Consider the following 19,537-nt stretch of genomic DNA (forward strand, 5'->3'; position numbering starts at 1 on the left):
CCAAAATGGCGCTTCGCGCCATTCAGGTCCAGGGCCTGGCGTTCTCAGGCCACGAACTTACCACCGAGTTCGTCCTCGATGTGAATCCGGATGATGTCGTCGAAGGTCTTTTCTTCCGTGGTGAAGCCGAGTTCGCGGGCCCGCTTGGCCTCGAAATTCCGCGGCCAGCCGTTGACGATGCCGATGATGAAGGGATCGGGAACCCGCTTGATGCGAGCCGCGACGTTATCGCCAGCGACGCGCCGGAGCGCGGCAATCTGCTCGCCCACCGTCGCCGACAGGCCGGGCATGGTGAGGTTGCGGCGCGGGCCGATCCGCGCGGTGTCCATGGTCGCGGCATGCAGGAGGAAGCCGACAGCGGAGCGCGGCGTCGCGTGCCAGTGCCGGACGTCCTCGGACACCGGCAGCACGGCCTCCTTGCCGGCCAAGGGCTCGCGCAGGATGTTGGAGAAGAAGCCGGAGGCGGCCTTGTTGGGCGCGCCGGGGCGGATGCAGATGGTCGGCAGGCGGATGCCGACGCCGTCGAAGAAGCCGCGGCGGGAATAATCGGCCAGCAGCAGCTCGCCGATCGCCTTCTGGGTGCCGTAGCTGAGCAGCGGCGCATTGACGAACTCGTCGCCGATCGCGTCGGGGAACGGCGCGCCGAACACCGCGATCGACGAGGTGAAGACCAGCCGCGGCTTGTAGCCGTCGCCGATCAGCCTGACCGCGTCGAACAGCATCCGCGTGCCGTCGAGATTGATGCGGTAGCCCTTGTCGAAATCGAGCTCGGCCTCGCCGGAGACGATCGCGGCGAGATGGAAGATCACGTCCGGACGCGCGGCGACCAGCTTCTCGGCAAAACCTGCGACGGCGAAATCGCCGGCGATGGTCTCGACCGCGATGCTCGTATCCGGCTTCGCCGGCGCCACGATGTCCTGCAGCGTCATGCGGGTGATGGCGCTGTCGCCGAGGCGGCCGTCGCGCACGAGCCGCTCGACCAGCTTGCGTCCGACCATGCCGGCGGCGCCGAGAACGAGAATATGCAAGGGAGTGCTCCTTCAAAATGTAGGGTGGGCAAAGGCGCATAGCGCCGTGCCCACCGCAGCACCGGGTGATGCCGGACGACGGTGGGCACGCTTCGCTTTGCCCACCCTACGAAAACTGGTCGTCATTGCGAGGAGCGAAGCGACGAAGCAATCCAGAGTCTTCTCCATAGCTCTGGATTGCTTCGCTGCGCTCGCAATGACGGAACACGCGAATCTCGCCTACTCCTTCACCGCGCCGGTCATCGCCGACACATAATGCTCGACGAAGAAGGCGTAAAGGATCACGAGCGGCAGCGAGCCGACCAGGGCGCCGGCCATCAGCGATCCCCATTTGTAGATGTCGCCGTCGACGAACTCGTTGACGATGGCGACCGGCACCGTCTTGTTCGGCGTCGACTGCAGGAAGGTCAGGGCATAGATGAACTCGTTCCAGCACAGCGTGAACGAGAAGATGAAGGCCGAGATCAGGCCGGGCACCGCGAGCGGCACCACGATCTTGACCAGGATCTGCCAGCGACTGGCGCCGTCGATCAGGGCGCATTCCTCGAGTTCGAACGGGATCGTCTTGAAGTAGCCCATCAAGAGCCAGGTCGAGAACGGGATCAGCAGGGTCGGATAGACCAAGATCAGCGACAGCGGCGAGTCGAACAGCCCGTAGGCCTGGATCACCGAGGCCAGCGGGATGAACAGGATCGACGGCGGCACCAGATAGGCGAAGAAGATCAGCACGCCGACGGTGTCGGCGCCCTTGAAGCGCAGCCGCACGATGGCATAGGCCGCGAGCACGGAGGCGAAGATCGACAGCGTGGTCGCGCCGACCGCGACATACATCGTGTTCCAGAGCCAGCGCGGATACTGCGTCTCGAACAGCAGCTTGGAGATGTGCTTGAAGGTCGGATGCACCACCCAAAACGGATTGTACTTCTCCATGTCGATCAGTTGCTCGTCGGGTTTGATCGACGTCAGCCCCATCCAGTAGAACGGGAACAGCAGCACCACGAGGATGATGAACAGCGGCAGATACAGCGTGATCAGCCGGCGCGGCAGCGACTCCAGGTAGCTCATGCCCTCGGATTCGTCGGAGCCGGCCGTGGTGGGCGCCTTGGCGTGCAGCGTGGTGTCGGTCATTGGTCGGATCCTTGCTGCCATTTGCGCCGTTGCATGCCGAACCAGGAGATCGCGATCGCCGCCATCAGGAACGGGATCATGGCGGTCGCGATCGCGGCGCCCTCGCCGAGCCGTCCGGAGATGATGCCGCGCTGATAGCTTAGCGTCGCCATCAGGTGGGTGGCGTTGACGGGGCCGCCACGGGTGAGTGCCCAGATCAGCTGGAAGTCGGTAAAGGTGAACAGCACCGAGAAGGTCATGACGACTGCGATGATCGGCGTCAGCAGCGGATAGGTGATGAAGCGGAAGCGCTGCCAACTGGTGGCGCCGTCGAGCGTGGCGGCCTCATAGAGCGAGGGTGACACGGTCTGCAGGCCGGCCAGCAAGGTGATGGCGACGAACGGCACGCCGCGCCAGATGTTGGCGATGATGACGGAGGCACGCGCCCAGTTGGTGTCACCGAGAAAGTTGATGTTCTGAGTGATGACCCCGAGCTTGATCAGCGACCAGGAGATGATCGAGAACTGCGAATCGTAGATCCACCAGAACGCGATCGCCGACAGCACGGTCGGCACGATGAAGGGGATCAACACGATGGCGCGGATCATGGCCTTGAACGGCATGTGCCGGTTCAGCAGCAGCGCGAGATACAGGCCGATCGCGAATTTGATGGCGCTCGCCACGATCGTGTAGAGCAGCGTGTTGAACACCGACAGCCAGAAGATCGAGTCGTCCCACAGCCATTCGTAGTTCTCGACCCCGACGAAGACGCCGGTGCGGCCGATCTTCTCGTCGGTGAAGCTCATCCAGACGCCGAGCCCCAGCGGATAGGCCAGGAACAGGATCAGGAAGGCCGCCGCGGGCAGCATGAACCACAGCGCAATGACGTTGCGGTTGGTCTTGATGCGCACCCATGCCGAGGGCTCGCCGACGGCGGCGCCTCGCGGCAACGAGGTCTGAATGGTACTCATGGGTCGAGCAGCTCCCTTCGAACCGTAGGGTGGGCAAAGCGTAGCGTGCCCACCGGCGTTCGGGACGGATAGAAAAGTCGTTCCGTCATTGCGAGCGAAGCGAAGCAATCCAGGGCCGAGCAAAGAAACTGGATTGCTTCGTCGCCTTCGGCTCCTCGCAATGACGACAGTCAGCAACCCGTATGGTGGGCACGGCGCGCGATAGATCGCGATCTCTCGATTCGATCTCGGCGCGCCTTTGCCCACCCTACAAGGTCGGCGATCTTCCTCAGCGGAAGATGCGCTTGGCGGAGCGCTCGGCGCTCGCCATCGCCGTCTTCACGTCCTCGCGGCCCGTGCAGTAGTTCGCGAACATGTCGACCAGGACGAAGTCGGCGATCGCGGCCGCAGCCGCCTCGCCGAGCTTGCCGAGGCCGGCCGGCGTGGTCGCGGTCGCCGCGACCTCGCGATACGGCGTATTCTTCGGATCGACCGTCCAGATCGGGTTGGCGTCGTAGCCCTTCAGGAAGTGCGACAGATAGCCCTGCGCCGCCTCGATCCACGGATTGAACTGCTCCGGCTCCAGCAGGAAGGCGGTGAACGCCTTGCAGGTCTGCGGGTACTTGGAGAAGTTGAACACCAGGATCGGGAAGCCCAAATGCATCTCGCGGGTCTTGCCGTCGAGGCCGGGCGGCAGATGCGCGTGGTTCATGTCCTCGGCGATCTGCGGCGCCTCCTTCTTGGCGGTGACATAGATCGAGATGCCGTTGACGGTCGCGTAGAGCTGGCCGGCCAGGAACGCCTTGTTGTTGGACGAGTCGTTCCACGACGCGGTGCCCGGCACGAAATTGTCGTACAGGCCCTTGACGTATTCGAGCGCTTTGGCGGTCTCAGGCGAGTTGATGACGACCTTGTTGTCCTTGTCGATCAGATTGCCGCCATGCGCCCACAGCGCCCAGTGCACCCAGCCATTGGCGTCGCCCGAGGCGTGGCCGAGCGCCATGCCGCCCGGGGTGCCGTTCTTGTTCATCGCCTTGAAGAACTCGGACAGGCCGGCGAGATCCTTCGGGAACTGCTTGAAGCCGGCCTTCTCGGCCGCCGAGATGCGGTAGTTGACGAGGCCGCCGGTGGCGGCCACCGGGATGCCGATCCACTTGCCGTCGAGCATGCCATAGGCCTTGCCCGAGTCGGTCCAGCCGCCGCACTTCTTGCCGAGGTAATCGGCGACGTCGGTCATGTCGACGCACTTGTTGGAGAACAGGAAGGGCAGCGTGTAGAGGCCCCACACCATGTCGAGCCCCTGCCCCGTATTGGCCGCGACCGAGGCCTTGGGCTGGACGTCGTCATAGGATTCGTTGGAGACGTTGATGGTGACGTTGTTGGCCTTCTGGAAGGCGTCGACGATCTTCATGAAGGCCACGTCCTCGGCCTCGACGAAGCGCTTCCAGCGCATCATGTTGATCTTGGCGCCGGGCTCCGGCTTGAAGGGCGAGGTCTGCGCCCAGGCCTTGGCGTAGCCGAGCAGGTCCTCGGCCGACATGGTCGCGGCAGCCGCCAGCAAGGTCGCGCCGCCCTTGAGCAGAGACCGTCGATCGGTGGGGAAATGAGCCATCTGAAGTTTTCTCCCGTTGAGTATTTTGCTTGTTTTGCTTGTTGTCAGTTCCGCGCCGTGCGGCTGGTCAAATTCTCCGGCCGCTGTCCTTGTCGAACAGATGCGCCGCCGACGCGCGCGGACGCAAATGGATCTTCGCCCCAGGATTGACCTCGTGGCGATCGCGGAACACCGCGATGATGTCCTGGGTGCCGATGCGGGCGACGATCTGCGTCTCCGAGCCGGTCGGCTCGACCACGACCACTTCGGCCTCGATGCCGTCATCGGCGAGTTCGAGATGCTCGGGCCTGACGCCGTAGACGACGGGGCGGCCGTCGGAGGCAGACGGCGCGGTGAGGATCGGCAGCCTGGCGCCGTTCTCGGTCTCGACATAGACCGAGCCGTTGGACTTGAGGTGGCCGTTGAGGAAGTTCATCGCCGGCGAGCCGATGAAGCCGGCCACAAACTGGTTGTCCGGCTTGTCGTAGAGATCGAGTGGCGAGCCCATCTGCTCGACGATACCATCATGCATCACGACGATCTTGTCGGCCATCGTCATGGCCTCGATCTGGTCGTGGGTGACGTAGACGGTGGTGGTCTTGAGCCGCTGATGCAGCTCCTTGATCTCGGTGCGCATCGCGACGCGCAGCTTGGCGTCGAGGTTCGACAACGGCTCGTCGAACAGGAACACCTGCGGATCGCGCACGATGGCGCGGCCCATCGCGACGCGCTGGCGCTGGCCACCGGAGAGCTGGCGCGGATAGCGGTCGAGCAGCGGCGTCAGCGCCAGGATCTCGGCGGCGCGCGCGACGCCCTTCTTGATGTCCTCGGGCCGTGCGCCGCGCAGCTTCAGCGAGAAGCCCATGTTGTCGGCGACCGTCATATGCGGATAGAGCGCGTAGTTCTGGAACACCATCGCGATGTCGCGCTCTTTCGGCTGCACGTTGTTGACGACGCGCTCTCCGATCGAGATGGTTCCGGCGGTGATGTTCTCGAGCCCTGCGAGCATGCGCAGCAGCGTCGACTTGCCGCAGCCGGACGGCCCGACCAGCACGACGAACTCGCCATCCTCGATCGGAATCGTCACGCCGTGCAGCACCTCGAATCCGCCGAATGATTTGCGCACGTCGCGAATTTGCACCGACGACATCAATTTCCTCCTCAAAGACCGACAGCATTGGCTGCTTGCCGGCGGCATTCTGACCGTTGTTCTCGGCCGTTTGATCAGGCCGCTTGTCGTTTTGTAGTCTTGGTCGTGCAGTCTTGCTTTTGGTGGTCTTGTTGTTGGCTCTGGTCGCTCCGACTGGATCTGAAACAAGGACCAGCTCGGCTGACATTGTCCGCAGTTCAGTTCGCTTCCGCAATGCCTCGCTTAGCAACCGCGTGATAGCGCTGTCAATATCGCTTGTGTACCAGACCGCCTATGCTATGAGCGAGGCATGGGACGGAAACGCATCGAGCCGGGCAAAGTCCGGCTGACCGAAGTTGCGGCACTGGCGGGCGTCAGCCCGATCACGGTGTCACGCTTCTTCCGTAATCCCGCCACGGTCTCGGCCGGCCGCCGCACGCGGATCGAGAGCGCCGCCAAGGAGCTCGGCTATGTGCCGAACCTCGCCGCCCGCGCGCTCGCTTCGCAGCGCACCGAAGTGATCGGCGTGCTGATACCGTCCCTCACCAACAACGTGTTCTCCGACGTGCTGCGCGGCATCTATGACGCGTTCGAGGGTAGCCGCTACAGCATCCAGCTCGCCAACACCCGCTACAGCGTGCTGCAGGAGGAACGCCTGTTGCGGCTGTTCCTCATGCAGAAGCCGGCCGGGTTGATCGTGACCGGTCTCGACCAGACGGCGGAGAGCCGGTCGATCATCCAGGCAGCGGACTGTCCCGTCGTGCAGATCATGGAGCTCGGCACCGACCCGATCGACATGATGATCGGATTTTCGCATGTCGATGCCTGTTTTGCAGCCATTTCACACCTTCTCGCGCAGGGCTGCCGCCGCATCGGCTTCATCGGCGCCCGCATGGACCCAAGGGTGCAGCGCAGGCTGCAGGGCTATCAGAACGCGATGAAGGAGGCCGGTTTGTTCGACCCGCGTCTCATCGTCACGGCGCCTGTTCCGACCTCGACCACAATGGGTGGCAGCCTGTTCTCCGATCTGCTGATGAAGGCGCCGGATCTCGACGCAGTGTTCTGCGCCAATGACGATCTCGCCCTCGGCGTGCTGTTCGAATGCCAGCGCCGGCACATCGCGGTGCCCGAGCAGGTCGCGATCGTCGGCTTCAACGACATGGAATTCATGGCCGCGGCGGTTCCGACGCTCACCAGCGTGCGTACCAATCGCTACGAGATGGGCCGGCGCGCGGCAACGATGATCATGGACGCCGTCGAAGGGCGTCCCGTGGCGGAGCGCGTCGTCGATCTCGGCTTCGAGGTGATCGAACGGCAGAGCTCGACCTTGCAGCGCGCCGCCGCAAGTCCGCAGCCCGCGTCGGGGCGCGCTTCCGGAACAAAATGGTAGCGCAACCAAAAGCCATGAACTAGAACCACTCGAACCAACAACGACCTGAACGAAAGACGTAGGCGATCTTCGACAGCGGGCCGATGGCGCGCAGACGACAGACCGGCCTCGCCACGTTTGCACTGCGGGAGAAAACACATGACGAAGTCGAACGGGCATGCCGGCAACGGCGCTGACAAGAGCCGCAAGCTGCGCTCGCAGGCGTGGTTCAACGATCCGCACAATCCGGGCATGACCGCGCTCTATCTCGAGCGCTATCTGAATTACGGCCTGACCCGCGCCGAGCTGCAGTCGGGCAAGCCGATCATCGGCATTGCCCAGACCGGCAACGATCTCTCGCCCTGCAACCGCCATCACATCGAGCTGGCGCACCGCGTCCGCGAGGGCATCCGCGCCGCCGGCGGCATCGCGATGGAATTTCCGACCCATCCGATCCAGGAGACCGGCAAGCGCCCGACGGCCGCGCTCGACCGCAACCTCGCTTATCTCGGCCTGGTCGAAATCCTGTTCGGCTATCCGCTCGACGGCGTGGTGCTGACGACCGGCTGCGACAAGACGACGCCGGCCTGCCTGATGGCCGCGGCGACCGTGAACATCCCCGCCATCGTGCTGTCGGGCGGCCCGATGCTGAACGGCTGGCACGAGGGTCAGCGCACCGGCTCCGGCACCGTGGTGTGGAAGTCGCGCGAGCGGCTCGCCGCCGGCGAGATCGGCTATGAGGAGTTCATGGAGATCGTCGCCTCCTCGGCGCCGTCGGTTGGCCATTGCAACACCATGGGCACGGCATCGACGATGAATGCGCTGGCCGAGGCGCTCGGCATGTCCCTGCCCGGCTGCGCCGCGATCCCAGCGCCCTATCGCGAGCGCGGCCAGATCGCCTACGAGACGGGAACACGCATCGTCGACATGGTGTGGGAGGACCTCAAGCCCTCTGACATCCTCACCCGCAAGGCGTTCGAGAACTGCATCGTCGCCAACTCCGCGATCGGCGGCTCGACCAACGCGCCGATCCACATCAACGCGCTGGCGCGCCATGTCGGCGTCGAGCTCGACATCGACGACTGGCAGAAGTTCGGCCACGACGTGCCGCTGCTGGTCAACATGCAGCCGGCCGGCTTCTATCTCGGCGAGGAATTCCATCGCGCCGGCGGCGTGCCGGCCGTGATCGGCGAGTTGATGCGCCACAGGCGCATCCACGAGGACGTCATCACCGTCAACGGCCGCAGCATGGGCGAGAATTGCCGCGAGGCGCCGAAGCCCGACGGCGACGTGATCTGGTCCTACGACAAGCCGCTGGTGAAGGACGCCGGCTTCCTGGTGCTGCGCGGCAACCTGTTCGATTCCGCGATCATGAAGACCAGCGTGATCTCCAAGGAATTCCGCGACCGCTATCTCGTCAACCCGAAGGACCCCAACGCGTTCGAGGGCCGCGCCATCGTGTTCGAGGGTCCGGAGGACTATCACGACCGCATCGACGATGCGTCGCTTGCGATCGACGAGCACTGCGTGCTGTTCATCCGCGGCGCCGGGCCGATCGGCTATCCCGGCGGCGCCGAGGTGGTCAACATGCAGCCGCCGGCGGCGCTGATCAAACGCGGCATCCTGTCCCTGCCCTGCATCGGCGACGGCCGGCAGTCGGGCACCTCGGGCTCGCCTTCGATCCTCAATGCCTCGCCGGAGGCCGCCGCCGATGGCGGGCTCGCTATCCTCAAGACCGGCGACCGCGTGCGCATCGACCTCAACAAGGGCTCGGCCAACATCCTGATCTCGGACGAGGAGCTCGCGAAGCGGCGCGCCGAGCTGAAGGCCAAGGGCGGCTTCCCGCACCCCGCCAACCAGACGCCTTGGCAGGAGCTCTATCGCAACACCGTGGGCCAGCAGTCCACCGGCGCCTGCATGGAGCTTGCCACGCGCTATCACAACATCGCCGGCACCGTCGGTGTGGCGCGGCATAATCACTAGTCACAACGCACAAAGCCAACCACTGTCATTGCGAGGAGCGAAGCGACGAAGCAGTCCAGAGTCCTCGTTCGGCCCCTGGATCGCTTCGCTGCGCTCGTGATGACGGAAGACATCAAATCGCATCTCCAGGGAGACCCCATGTCCGACCGCCTCAAGGGCAAGCGCGCCTTCGTCACTGCCGCCGCTGCCGGCATCGGCCGCGCCTGTGCCATTGCCTTCGCGCGTCAAGGCGCCACCGTATTCGCCACCGACATCGATGAGAACGGCCTGAACACGCTGAAGAGCGAAGGCATTGCCGAGGTCGCGACGCTCGACGTGCGCAACACCGCGGCCGTGAACGCGATGGCCGAGCGGGTCGGCAAGGTCGAGATCCTGCTCAATGCCGCCGGCTTCGTGCATAACGGCACAATCCTCGACTGCTCCGACGACGACTGGGATTTCTCGTTCGATCTGAACGTCAAGTCGATGCACCGCACGATCCGCGCCTTCCTGCCGAAGATGCTCGATCAGGGCGGCGGCGCCATCGTCAACATCGCCTCCGCCGCGGGCGTGTTCAAGGCGGCGCCGAACCGCTACGTCTACGGTGCGACCAAGGCGGCCGTGGCGGCGCTGACGCGCTCAGTCGCCGCCGATTTCGTGGGCAAGCGCATCCGCTGCAACTGCATCTGCCCGGGCACGATCGAAACGCCCTCGATGCTGGGGCGCGCGGCCTCGGCCGGCCCGAACGGACTGGAGATGTTCATCTCGCGCCAGCCGATGGGCCGGCTCGGCACGGCGGAGGAGATCGCCCATCTCGCGGTCTATCTCGCCAGCGACGAGAGCGCGTTCACGACCGGCGTCGCGCATACCATCGACGGCGGCTGGACGCTGTAATTCTGCTCCGTCATTCCGGGGCAGCCCGCAGGGCTGAACCCGGAATCTCGAGATTCCGGGTTCGCGCTGCGCGCGCCTCGGAATGACGACAACAAAGATCGACCGGGGAAACATCATGAACCACATCGACCTTACCAACCGCTGCGCCGTGGTCACCGGCGGCGCGCAGGGCTTCGGCCGCGCCATCACCGAGCGCTTCAAGGCGTCGGGCGCGAAGGTCGCGATCTGGGATCACGACATCGCGCTGGCGGAGAAGACCGCGCAGGCGATCGGTCCGGAGGTGCTGGCGCTGCAGGTCGACGTCACCGACACCAAAGCGGTCGAAGGCGCGCGTGACGCGACGCTGGCCGCGTTCGGCGGCATCGACATCCTGGTCAACAATGCCGGCATCGCCGGCATCAACAAGACGGTGTGGGAGACCGATCTCGAGGAGTGGCGCAAGGTGCTGCGCATCAATCTCGACGGTCCCTTCATCTGCGCCAAGGCGATCGTGCCGGTGATGCTGAAGCAGGGCTATGGCCGCATCGTCAACATCGCCTCGATCGCCGGCAAGGAGGGCAACCCGAACGCTGCGCACTACTCGGCGTCCAAAGCCGGCCTGATCGCGCTGACCAAGTCGCTCGGCAAAGAGCTGGCGCAGCACAACATCACGGTCAATGCGGTGACGCCCGCCGCGGCGAAGACCGCCATCTTCGACCAGATGACGGAAGCGCACATCAATTTCATGCTGTCGAAGATCCCGAAGGGCCGCTTCGTGCTGGTCGAGGAACTGGCCGCGCTGGTGTCGTGGCTCGCCTCGGAAGAATGCTCGTTCTCGACCGGCGCCGTATTCGACATTTCCGGCGGCCGCGCGACTTATTAGTTTGGTTAGTTTGGTACGTCCCATGTGTAGGGTGGGCAAAGGCGCCGTCGCAGACGGCAACGTGCCCACCATCGGCTTTCGCCCATCAGGACGGTGGGCACAGCGCGCGGGAGATTTTGCGAGAACACAGGGCATGACTGCCTCGCGCCTTTGCCCACCCTACACGTCTCGCTGACGACACGGATTTCTGACCCATGGAGCTTGCCTGATGACCCACCACGGCGGCTGCTTCTGCGGCGCGGTGCGCTTCCAATGCACCGGCGAGCCGATCAACGTGCGCGTCTGCCACTGCCGCAACTGCCAGCGGGCGACGGGCGCGCCGTTCTTCGCCCGCGCGCTGTTCGCGCACGACGCGCTGACGATCACCGGCGAAACCGCGCGCTTCCCCTCCTCCGACGCGCTCGACCGCATGTTCTGCCCGCGCTGCGGCGTCAGGCTGTTCTCATGGCGCAACACGCGCGCGGTGGTCGGCGTGGCCCTGGCCTGCTTCGACGACCGCAACGCCTTTGCCCCGACCGAGCACATCTGGGTCTCGGAAAAGATGGATTGGGTGCAACTCAACGACGGCCTGCCGCAATTTCCGGAGAATCCCGCGTAGCATCGGGGAACCATCGTGCCTATGTAGGGCCGTAACGCGTCCGGAACCCCGATCCTTGAACATCTCCCTCTACGGCATCTCCGTCTGGATCCTGCCGATCATCATTGCCATCACCTTTCATGAGGCCGCTCACGCCTTCGTCGCCTGGCGCTTCGGCGACGACACTGCGTTGCGACTCGGTCGCGTCAGCTTCAACCCGCTCAAGCACATCGATCCGTTCGGCACCATCCTGCTGCCGGGCATGCTGCTGCTGTCCGGCTCGCCGTTCCTGTTCGGCTACGCCAAGCCGGTGCCGGTCGATTTTCGCAATCTGCGGCCGCTGCGCGCGGGCATGGTGATGGTGGCGCTCGCGGGCCCGGCGACCAACATCGTGCTGGCGCTGGCGGCCGGACTGGCGTTCCACGCCCTGCCCCTGGTTCCGCCGGAGGCTGCCCGGTGGGTGGCCAGCAATCTTTGGAATATTTTCTCGTTCAACATCCTGCTCGCCGTGTTCAACATGCTCCCGATACCGCCGCTGGACGGCGGCCGGGTCGCGGCCGGCCTGCTGCCGTCGGTGCTGGCGCGGCCTTTTGCCCGGCTCGAGCCCTATGGCATGCTGATTCTGATCGGATTTTTGATCCTTCTGCCGCTGGCGGGTTCCCAGTTCGGTCTCAATCTTGATCTTGTGTCGGGGCTGCTCCGCGCCACGACCGATTCTCTGAAGCAGCTGCTTCTGTTATTGACGGGTAACGTCTAAATCTACCCGTCAGGGATGGTAACGAACGAGCCCCGAGGCACTCTTGGTCAAAGCCGCCGACATGATGATCGCACGCCGCGCCGACACCCGCGCCCGTGCCGATTTCGCGACCTGGAAGATGATCGCCAAACTGAACGGCGCCTCCGGCCTGCCGCCGGCGGCGCAGGACTTCCTGGCAAGCTACAAGACCCGCCTCGGCGACATGTCGGAGGACGAGGCCACCGAGGCCACCATCCGCGAGATGTACAAGGCCTATTATGCCGAGATGGGCGGCGGCGGCGCCCCGCCCGAAGTCAAGCCGGTCGCCGCCGAGCCGGTGACCGACAACGTCACCGCCTTCCGCAAGCTGCCGCCGAAGCCGAAGGCCGCGCAGAGCGGAACGACAGCACCGCGCAAGCTGCCGGTCGCGTTGATCTTCGCCGCGCTCTGCGCGGTCTATGTCGGGGTCAGGCTGTATTGGCAGTGAGGTCGGCCAAAGCCCATGCCCTCATTTCGGCGGGTTGAACTTGACCGGCAGGATGAAGGAGAATTCGTCGTCGGTGAGGCCCGCGGGAGGCTTTGGCACGGGATCCGAACGGCGGACCATGCTGACGGCGGCCTGATCGAACTCCGGATCGCCGGACGTTTCCCTGACGTCCACCGAGACGACACGGCCGAGCCGGTTGAGCACGAGCGCCAGCTTGAGCTGGGCCGCAACCTTCTTTCCGGATGGATACTTCTTGTGCAGTTCGAAATAGGCGCTGATCTTGCGGCCCCAATTGGCCGTCAGCCTTTGCACGTCCTTGCCGATGCCGGCATTCGGCGCTTTGGTCTTCTCGGCTTCAGGAACCTTCTCGTCCAGGGCCTTGCGCGCCGTGTCCTCGGAGGCTTCCTGCGCCTCTGATGCCTGTGTCTGGACCGTCGCGACCCTCTGCTCCTCGGTCGGCTTCTTCACGTCGGAGGTCGTGACCTCGCGGTCGGCCTCCTCGGTCGTGGTCGGGACATCCTTCTGGAGATCAGTCTGCTCGACCTCGGCCTTCTGCTCCTGCATCTGCGGAGCGGCGGTCTGCGCCACCGAGTCCTGTCCGACCGGAACCTCGTCGTTCTCGACCTTCGGCGAGCCCATGTCGATGTCGATGACCTCAGCGCCTGCCGCGCCGAGGCCGCCGGCGTCCTCGTCGTCCTTCAGATGCGTCAGCGCCAGTGCGGCGCCGCCGACATGCAGCATCAGCGCGCCCATGATGGCCAGAAACCACAGACGGCGCGAGGGGGAGTGCTCGATGTCGAGGTCGCTCATCACAAGCCAGCGCCCCTCACGGCTGCGCGGGCTGGGCCGGCGGCACCTGGGCGGCCGCGGCAGGCGGCGCTTCCAGCGCCACCAGCTTGATCTTGGTGTAGCCGCCGGCGCGCAGCAGCTCCAGGACTCCCATCAGCTCGCCATAGGGCACCAGCTTGTCAGCGCGCAGGAAGATCGGCCGGTCCTTGGGCTGATCGGTCATGGCGTCGAGCTCGCGCACCAGGTCGACGCGTTTGACCAGGTTTTCCCCGATCGCCAGCGACAGGTCCGGCTTGATCGAGACATAGGTCGGCTTGTCCGGCTTCTTCTGCGGCGTGGCGCTGGAGGACGGCAGGTCGATCGGCAGGTCGACGGTCGACAGCGGCGCCGCCACCATGAAGATGATCAAGAGCACCAGGATGACGTCGATGAACGGCGTCACGTTGATGTCGTGGGTCTCGTCGAAATCGTCGTCGAGATCGCCTTCGGAGAGCGAAACGGCCATCGCCTGCTACTCCGCCGCGCGCACGTGAATGCCGACCTGGCTGCGGTCGAGATCACGCGACAGCAGGCGGCCGGCGGCGCCCGATGCGCGGTTGACGAGCTCGAGATAGCCCTTCGTCACGCGCGAAAAGTGATTGTAGATGATGACGGCCGGGATCGCCGCGGCAAGCCCGATCGCGGTCGCCAGCAGCGCCTCGGCGATGCCCGGCGCGACCACCGCGAGGTTGGTGGTCTGCGATTTGGAAATGCCGATGAAGCTGTTCATGATGCCCCAGACGGTGCCGAACAGCCCGACGAAGGGCGAGATTGCGCCGACCGTGGCGAGCAGGCCCATGCCGACGCGCACGCGCCGGGCCTCGGCACGCACGATCTCGGTGAAGCTCGAGGCCGCGCGCTCCTTGATGCCCTCATCGCTGTTCAGCCCTGCCGACAGCCGGGCCTCCGATATCGCCGCCTGCAGCAGTACCGCCGCAACGTTTCTTCCATGGCCGAGCGCGAGCTGCGCTTCCGCCAGCGACTTGGCGCCGGTGAGCTTGCGCAGCGCGCCGACGAGCCGCCGGCGCAGCACGGAAAACTCGATGCTCTTGGCAATCAAGATCGCCCAGCTCGCGACCGAAGCCAGCGCCAGCGCGATCATGACCGCTTTGACGACCATGTCGGCCTTGAGGAACATGCCGAGTGGCGACAGCTCGTCGAGTCCGGTGGCAACCGATTTGCCGCTTCGGGTGCCGCTCTCTGCGCCGGCCGGCGCAGCAGCCGTCGGCGCGGCCTGGACCGATGCCGGTGGTGCCATCGTGTGTGCCGTGCCCGGCGCCGGCGCGGACGGATCGGTCGAGACCGCCGGTGCGGACCTGGCTGGCTCCTGCTGCGCATATGCAGGTAGCCCCGCAGCAACAGACAGACATGACAGGACGATTGCAAACCTAACGAGGAACGATGTCATCATACTTCGGCCCATTAGACCTCGGCCCATTGCCGGATCAGATTGTGATAGATGCCGGTCAGCTTGACAGCATCGGGATCGTCCCTCCCGAGGCGTTCCGCCAAGCTCTGGATCGCCGTGTCCAGATCGAAGATCATGCTCCGGACGTGGGCATCCCGTATCATGCTCTGCATCCAGAAAAAAGAGGCGACCCGGGCGCCGCGCGTGACCGGCGTGACCATGTGAAGGCTCGATGACGGATACAGCACCGCGTGCCCCGCGGGCAACTTGACTTCGTGCGAGCCGTAGGTGTCCTCGATCACAAGCTCGCCACCATCATATTCGTCGGGCTCGGCGAGGAACAACGTCATCGACAGGTCGGTGCGGATGCGCAAGCCGGTGAGCGGATCGCCGCGCACGGCATTGTCGACATGGATGCCGAAATGGTCGCCGCGCGAGGCAGTGTAGCGGTTGAACAAGGGCGGAAAGATCTGCAGCGGGATCGCCGCCGACAGGAGGCGCGGATGCTTCGTCAACGCCTGGATGACGCGCTGGCCGAGCACCCGCGCCGCCTCGCCATCCGGTGGCAATTGCTCGTTGCGCTTGACCATGGCCGACTGCGCCCCGGCCGTCGAGCGGCCGTCCTCCCACTCCGCCGCATCCATGATGCGGCGGAACTCGGCCACCTCGTCCTTCGACAGAACGTCGGGGATGCAGATCAGCATGATCAGAACTTCGCAGTGGTGACGATGTAGAAGGCGCGCCCCGGGGCCACGGCGACGAACGGCACCGCGCTCCGATACAGTGTGTCGTAATAGAGCTTGTTGGTCAGGTTCTGGGCATAAAGCTTCATGGTCCAGTGCGCATCAAGCTTCTTCTCGACGAACGCGTCGAAGCGCCAGTAGCTCGGCAGCTCGTTGCCGGTGTTCGCCGCGAAGGTACCGCCATAGACCTTGGAGCGGTAGACCGCCTGGCCGCCGATCTCCCAGCCATTGTCGAGCTTGTACTTCGACAGCATGCTGAACGACTGATGCGCGATGTTGGCGAGCTGCAGGCCGATGTTGGAGGCGACGCCGCTCTGCGTGACCTTCGACTGCATCAGCACCAGGCCGCCGAAGATGCTCCAGCGATCGGTGAGCTTGCCTTCCGCCTCGATGTCGATGCCCTGGATGCGGTAGGCCGCGCCCGAGGTGAGCAGGCCGCCGACGGTCTCGCGGGCATTGTCCTTGGTGGTCTGGAACAGCGCGGCTGAGACCAGCAGATGGCGGTCGACCAGCTCCCATTTGGTGCCGAGCTCGGCCGCCTTGTTGCGCTCGGGTCCGAGCAGGACCGCGGTGTTGGCGGGCACGCCGCCATAGTCGGTGCCGGTGGCGTCGAGCTCGGAGCCGAACGGATTGGCCGAGGTCGCATAGGCCGCGTAGATGCTGCCGATCGGCATCGGCTTGTAGACCAGGCCGACATTGTAGTTGACCAGGTCGGCGTTCATCTTGAGGTATTTCGGCGAATTGGTCGACGAGCTCATGGTGTAGCCGTCATAGCGCACCCCACCGTTCAGGATGACCGTGTCCTGCCAGTTGGCCGTGTCCATGACGTAGACGCTGTTGGTGTTGACGCCGTAGCGCGTCGGGTTGCCGACCAGCGACGGCGTATTGCTGAATGGGATGTAGGTGTACTGCGGCGAGTACACGTTGACGCCGGTGACCGCGCCCGAGCTGGTCGAGCCGCCGCCGAACAGTTCGGACGAGAGGCCGGTGTAGCGATCGATCGAGATGTTCTCGTTCGAGAACTCGGTACCAAGCACCGCCGTGTGCTTGATGCCCCCGGTATCGAGCTTGAACGTCGCATCGTTCTGGTTGGCCCAGACGTCCACCGTCTGATAGCGGCTCTGCGCGCTCGCCGTGGTGGTCCAGAGCAGCGGATTGGGGCTGGTCGTGTTCGGATTTTGCGGCAAGGTGCCGATATAGTTGAGCAGCGAGTGCTCGCCACGGAACTTGCTGCTGAGGGTGATCGCCTCGTTGACCTTGTACTCGGCCGCGGCAGTGCCGAAATCCTGCCGCGCCGTCTGGAAGTCGCGATTGAGGAAGCCATACCAGGTGCCGCGCGGAATGCCCGCGGAGGTCACGGGGACGTTGCCTTGCTTGTAGTAGGGTACGCCGAAATCCGGATAACCCGACAGATCGGTATGGACATAGTTCGTCGTGATCTTGAGATCGTCGATCGGCGTCCACTTGGTCGAGAGGAAGGCGCCCCAGCGGTCGTCGGTGACGTAGTTGCGCCCCGCGACGTTGGAGTCCTGGAACAGACCGCCGGTGCGCACCGAGAAGGTCGGCGAGATCACCTGGTTCACGTCGAGCGTGACGCGCTTCTGCTGGTCGGTGCCGAACTCGGTATCCATCCGCTTGAAGTTCGTATCGCCAGCCTGCTTGGTGACGATGTTGATGGCGCCGCCGGCGGTGCCGCGTCCGGCATACGAAGAAGCCGGGCCGCGCAGGATCTCGATCTGCTCGGTGAAGAAGTTCTCGCGGATCGACACGGCGGGATCGCGGATGCCGTCGATGAACACGTCGTTGCGGGCATCGAAGCCGCGAATGAAGAAGCGGTCGCCGAACGCATTGCCGCCCTCGCCCGAGCCGAGCGTGACGCCGGCGGTCGAGCGGCCGATCTCCTTGAGCGCCGTGATGTGCTTGTCCTGCAGCACCTCCTTGCTCATCACCGTGATGGTCTTGGGCGTATTCAGGAGCGGCTCAGGAAACTTGCCCGACGCCTGCACGCGATTGACCTTGTAGGGCTCGGCTGCGTCTGCGTAAGGGTTGGCGTCCGGCGCAGATAGCCCGCCCGCGTTCGGGAACGCCACCGCGGCCTGCTGCGCCGCCTGTTGACGGGCCGCCGCGCGGCGCAGGGCATTGCGCGCGCGGACCTGCTCGGCGGTCGGCTTGGAGGACGTCGGCTTGGCGCGCGCGATCGGCGCGTCGACGTTGACCGGGGGCAGGTCGGAAGCCGGCTGCGCCTCGGCCGAGGACATCGATGCCACCGCCATCAGCCCGGCCACTGCCGACACCTTGGTGACGGAGGGCCCCTCTCCTCGTCCGTCATTGACCTTCATCGCTGCGACCCCACGCAGCGAACGCGGTGCTCTCACCTGTCCCATTTTATTTTCACGCGCCCCAGATTTTTTCATTCCACATCGCGAACGCGGATCATTTGCGTTGCAACGATGTGTCGTTGGTATCGGGCGTGTTTCAGGGGGTCAATTTGAGGAGCCCCAATTTGGCCTTGAATAGTTCCAGATCAAAACAATTCTAAAACGCTCAACTAACAACATGCGGAACTTGAAATCGTTCTAAACAGCGCGAATTGACTCGCGCTGCCGTCGAATCGCTGCGCTTGTCAGTTCGACGAGCCAGCCGGCTCGTCGCTGCTCGGCGGCTTCATCAGCGAGAACAGCTCGTCCACGGTCTGCACCGCGATCTGGCGCACGCGATCGGAATCATCGACCCCCGCGATCCGCACGCCCTTGACGACGGCCCTGATCTCATCGCGAAAATCGGTCAGGAAGCGCAAGGGATCGCGCTGCTCGTTGGCGACGCGCGCGATCAGGCCGGTGACCAGGATCTGGCACGCGAGCATCTTTCCATTCAGTTCTTCCATCGTGAGCTCCCCATTCGCTATCGTCGCACGGCGCATCGTCGGGCGACGCAGCCTCGCTCCGGTTGAATCCTGCCCCTGCCCGACGGCGCCATGACGGCGGCCGGACTCATCGGCTTCTAATCAGCTCCCATCGGGCGCGACAAGACGGCGAGAATAGGTCGGAGTGCGGCTTTCGCACGAGAGACCCGCGCGGTCAGCGACAGATCCGGCGCGGCGCGCTGGCCGACGATGGCGGCAGAGGAATGCCGCAGACCGCCCTGCTCTCGCGCAGGCCGCACCGCGGCAATGGCAAGCTTCTGCGCCATTTTTCGCACTCAAGATGTTTTAGTATAACGACGCAACTCAAGATGGGATCAAGACGGTCCGCGCTGCGGCTCGGCTATTTGAGCGCGACCTCGGCTTTCGGATCGGATAGCGTCTTGATCCGATCCTTCAGGTCCCTGAGCGTGGACAGGCTGGTCGCGACGGCCTCGTCCGGAATGTCGTGCAGAACCTCGCCGGCAATCGCATCGCGCAGCTCGTCGAGATCATCGACGAGCTTTCGTCCCGCGGCGGTGAGATGGAGACGGTTCGCGCGGCGATCCCTCGGATCGTGCCGGCGCTCCAGCAGCCCCTGCTCGACCAGCCTGTCGAGCAGACGCACCAGCGAAATGGGCTGCAGTTCCAGCACTTCTGCGAGATCGACCTGTGACATCCCCTCATGCGCGCGCAGCCGAAACAGCACCACCCATTGTGCGCGGGTCGTGCCGCGCTGTTTGGCACGATGATCAATATAGTTGCGCAGGATGCGCGAGCTTTCGACAAGCTGCGCAACGAGCTGACGTCTCATATCCAGCGACATGGCTGTGAACTCCCTTGCGATCCCTCGAAGCTTGCCGATTGTTTAGGTTTGTCCACGCGCTCGTGTGTTTACACATTAATTGCGTGCGTACTATATCTGGCGTGCTGGGAATGGTTTTAAAGACCGGTTATCCTGTTCGTC

The 19,537-nt window shown here is 64.5% G+C and carries 19 protein-coding genes; 7 read left to right on the top strand and 12 right to left on the bottom strand.

The window, feature by feature from the left end:
* Nucleotides 1-44: 44 nt before the first annotated feature.
* The 5 genes from denD to QX051_RS16675 form a co-directional block, all read right to left on the bottom strand.
* Nucleotides 45-1,028: a D-erythronate dehydrogenase gene (gene denD / locus QX051_RS16655; RefSeq protein ID WP_315776864.1), complete on the bottom strand. Its 984-nt coding sequence runs from the start codon at nt 1,026-1,028 to the stop codon at nt 45-47.
* A gap of 219 nt (nt 1,029-1,247) precedes the next feature.
* Nucleotides 1,248-2,156: a carbohydrate ABC transporter permease gene (locus tag QX051_RS16660; protein WP_315739708.1), complete on the bottom strand. Its 909-nt coding sequence runs from the start codon at nt 2,154-2,156 to the stop codon at nt 1,248-1,250.
* A complete protein-coding gene (locus tag QX051_RS16665; protein ID WP_315739707.1) occupies nt 2,153-3,106 on the bottom strand; it encodes a sugar ABC transporter permease in 954 nt (317 codons plus the stop codon). The genes QX051_RS16660 and QX051_RS16665 overlap by 4 nt, the downstream gene beginning before the upstream one ends.
* 268 nt (nt 3,107-3,374) lie before the next feature.
* Nucleotides 3,375-4,697, bottom strand: a complete 1,323-nt coding sequence (locus QX051_RS16670; protein WP_315739706.1) for an ABC transporter substrate-binding protein — start codon at nt 4,695-4,697, stop codon at nt 3,375-3,377.
* Nucleotides 4,698-4,764: 67 nt separating this feature from the next.
* Nucleotides 4,765-5,826: a sn-glycerol-3-phosphate ABC transporter ATP-binding protein UgpC gene (locus tag QX051_RS16675; protein ID WP_315776865.1), complete on the bottom strand. Its 1,062-nt coding sequence runs from the start codon at nt 5,824-5,826 to the stop codon at nt 4,765-4,767.
* A 289-nt stretch (nt 5,827-6,115) separates the two neighbouring features.
* On the opposite strand from QX051_RS16675, the gene QX051_RS16680 reads away from it, so the two are divergent.
* The 7 genes from QX051_RS16680 (at nt 6,116) to QX051_RS16710 (ending at nt 12,692) form a co-directional block, all read left to right on the top strand.
* Nucleotides 6,116-7,195, top strand: a complete 1,080-nt coding sequence (locus QX051_RS16680; protein WP_315776866.1) for a LacI family DNA-binding transcriptional regulator — start codon at nt 6,116-6,118, stop codon at nt 7,193-7,195.
* Between the two features lie 138 nt (nt 7,196-7,333).
* The gene (locus QX051_RS16685) at nt 7,334-9,157 is read left to right on the top strand and encodes an IlvD/Edd family dehydratase (protein ID WP_315776867.1); all 1,824 of its coding nucleotides are present in this window, start codon (nt 7,334-7,336) and stop codon (nt 9,155-9,157) included.
* 138 nt (nt 9,158-9,295) lie between these two features.
* Complete coding sequence (locus QX051_RS16690; protein WP_315757943.1) at nt 9,296-10,030, top strand: SDR family oxidoreductase; 735 nt, start codon at nt 9,296-9,298, stop codon at nt 10,028-10,030.
* A gap of 115 nt (nt 10,031-10,145) precedes the next feature.
* On the top strand, nt 10,146-10,892 hold the full coding sequence (locus QX051_RS16695) for an SDR family NAD(P)-dependent oxidoreductase (protein ID WP_315776868.1): 747 nt from the start codon (nt 10,146-10,148) through the stop codon (nt 10,890-10,892).
* A 208-nt stretch (nt 10,893-11,100) separates the two neighbouring features.
* A complete protein-coding gene (locus QX051_RS16700; protein WP_315739700.1) occupies nt 11,101-11,490 on the top strand; it encodes a GFA family protein in 390 nt (129 codons plus the stop codon).
* 55 nt (nt 11,491-11,545) lie between these two features.
* Nucleotides 11,546-12,226 carry a site-2 protease family protein gene (locus QX051_RS16705; RefSeq protein ID WP_315776869.1) on the top strand — a complete coding sequence of 227 codons (681 nt, stop codon included), beginning with the start codon at nt 11,546-11,548 and terminating at the stop codon, nt 12,224-12,226.
* Nucleotides 12,227-12,287: 61 nt separating this feature from the next.
* The gene (locus QX051_RS16710; RefSeq protein ID WP_315739726.1) at nt 12,288-12,692 is read left to right on the top strand and encodes a hypothetical protein; all 405 of its coding nucleotides are present in this window, start codon (nt 12,288-12,290) and stop codon (nt 12,690-12,692) included.
* A 21-nt stretch (nt 12,693-12,713) separates the two neighbouring features.
* On the opposite strand, the gene QX051_RS16715 is transcribed toward QX051_RS16710, so the two are convergent.
* From QX051_RS16715 to QX051_RS16745, 7 genes are all read right to left on the bottom strand, one after another.
* Nucleotides 12,714-13,502 carry a TonB family protein gene (locus QX051_RS16715; protein WP_315776870.1) on the bottom strand — a complete coding sequence of 263 codons (789 nt, stop codon included), beginning with the start codon at nt 13,500-13,502 and terminating at the stop codon, nt 12,714-12,716.
* A gap of 16 nt (nt 13,503-13,518) precedes the next feature.
* Nucleotides 13,519-13,986: a TonB system transport protein ExbD gene (gene exbD / locus QX051_RS16720; RefSeq protein WP_315776871.1), complete on the bottom strand. Its 468-nt coding sequence runs from the start codon at nt 13,984-13,986 to the stop codon at nt 13,519-13,521.
* A 6-nt stretch (nt 13,987-13,992) separates the two neighbouring features.
* A complete protein-coding gene (gene exbB, locus QX051_RS16725) occupies nt 13,993-14,931 on the bottom strand; it encodes a tonB-system energizer ExbB (protein WP_315776872.1) in 939 nt (312 codons plus the stop codon).
* Between the two features lie 11 nt (nt 14,932-14,942).
* Entirely contained in the window at nt 14,943-15,632 is a 690-nt protein-coding gene (locus QX051_RS16730) for a Fe2+-dependent dioxygenase (RefSeq protein ID WP_315776873.1), read from the bottom strand.
* A gap of 2 nt (nt 15,633-15,634) precedes the next feature.
* Nucleotides 15,635-18,055, bottom strand: coding sequence for a TonB-dependent receptor (locus tag QX051_RS16735; RefSeq protein ID WP_315776875.1), 2,421 nt, complete (start codon nt 18,053-18,055; stop codon nt 15,635-15,637).
* 239 nt (nt 18,056-18,294) lie between these two features.
* The gene (locus tag QX051_RS16740; protein WP_315739693.1) at nt 18,295-18,555 is read right to left on the bottom strand and encodes a hypothetical protein; all 261 of its coding nucleotides are present in this window, start codon (nt 18,553-18,555) and stop codon (nt 18,295-18,297) included.
* A gap of 379 nt (nt 18,556-18,934) precedes the next feature.
* A complete protein-coding gene (locus tag QX051_RS16745) occupies nt 18,935-19,396 on the bottom strand; it encodes a MarR family transcriptional regulator (RefSeq protein WP_315739692.1) in 462 nt (153 codons plus the stop codon).
* Nucleotides 19,397-19,537 lie beyond the last annotated feature (141 nt).

Origin of the sequence: Bradyrhizobium sp. SZCCHNR1053 (assembly GCF_032381235.1) — a bacterium.
Classification (GTDB): domain Bacteria; phylum Pseudomonadota; class Alphaproteobacteria; order Rhizobiales; family Xanthobacteraceae; genus Bradyrhizobium.

Excerpts from the sequence above, each read along its gene's own strand:
- QX051_RS16745 (WP_315739692.1), bottom strand. The coding sequence starts at position 19,396 with ATGTCGCTGGATATGAGACGTCAGCTCGTTGCGCAGCTTGTCGAAAGC.
- QX051_RS16700 (WP_315739700.1), top strand. The coding sequence starts at position 11,101 with ATGACCCACCACGGCGGCTGCTTCTGCGGCGCGGTGCGCTTCCAATGC.
- QX051_RS16710 (WP_315739726.1), top strand. The coding sequence starts at position 12,288 with ATGATGATCGCACGCCGCGCCGACACCCGCGCCCGTGCCGATTTCGCG.
- exbD (WP_315776871.1), bottom strand. The coding sequence starts at position 13,986 with ATGGCCGTTTCGCTCTCCGAAGGCGATCTCGACGACGATTTCGACGAG.
- QX051_RS16660 (WP_315739708.1), bottom strand. The coding sequence starts at position 2,156 with ATGACCGACACCACGCTGCACGCCAAGGCGCCCACCACGGCCGGCTCC.
- QX051_RS16735 (WP_315776875.1), bottom strand. The coding sequence starts at position 18,055 with ATGGGACAGGTGAGAGCACCGCGTTCGCTGCGTGGGGTCGCAGCGATG.
- QX051_RS16675 (WP_315776865.1), bottom strand. The coding sequence starts at position 5,826 with ATGTCGTCGGTGCAAATTCGCGACGTGCGCAAATCATTCGGCGGATTC.
- QX051_RS16695 (WP_315776868.1), top strand. The coding sequence starts at position 10,146 with ATGAACCACATCGACCTTACCAACCGCTGCGCCGTGGTCACCGGCGGC.
- QX051_RS16690 (WP_315757943.1), top strand. The coding sequence starts at position 9,296 with ATGTCCGACCGCCTCAAGGGCAAGCGCGCCTTCGTCACTGCCGCCGCT.
- QX051_RS16715 (WP_315776870.1), bottom strand. The coding sequence starts at position 13,502 with ATGAGCGACCTCGACATCGAGCACTCCCCCTCGCGCCGTCTGTGGTTT.
- QX051_RS16670 (WP_315739706.1), bottom strand. The coding sequence starts at position 4,697 with ATGGCTCATTTCCCCACCGATCGACGGTCTCTGCTCAAGGGCGGCGCG.
- QX051_RS16685 (WP_315776867.1), top strand. The coding sequence starts at position 7,334 with ATGACGAAGTCGAACGGGCATGCCGGCAACGGCGCTGACAAGAGCCGC.
- QX051_RS16680 (WP_315776866.1), top strand. The coding sequence starts at position 6,116 with ATGGGACGGAAACGCATCGAGCCGGGCAAAGTCCGGCTGACCGAAGTT.
- QX051_RS16740 (WP_315739693.1), bottom strand. The coding sequence starts at position 18,555 with ATGGAAGAACTGAATGGAAAGATGCTCGCGTGCCAGATCCTGGTCACC.
- QX051_RS16665 (WP_315739707.1), bottom strand. The coding sequence starts at position 3,106 with ATGAGTACCATTCAGACCTCGTTGCCGCGAGGCGCCGCCGTCGGCGAG.
- QX051_RS16730 (WP_315776873.1), bottom strand. The coding sequence starts at position 15,632 with ATGCTGATCTGCATCCCCGACGTTCTGTCGAAGGACGAGGTGGCCGAG.
- exbB (WP_315776872.1), bottom strand. The coding sequence starts at position 14,931 with ATGATGACATCGTTCCTCGTTAGGTTTGCAATCGTCCTGTCATGTCTG.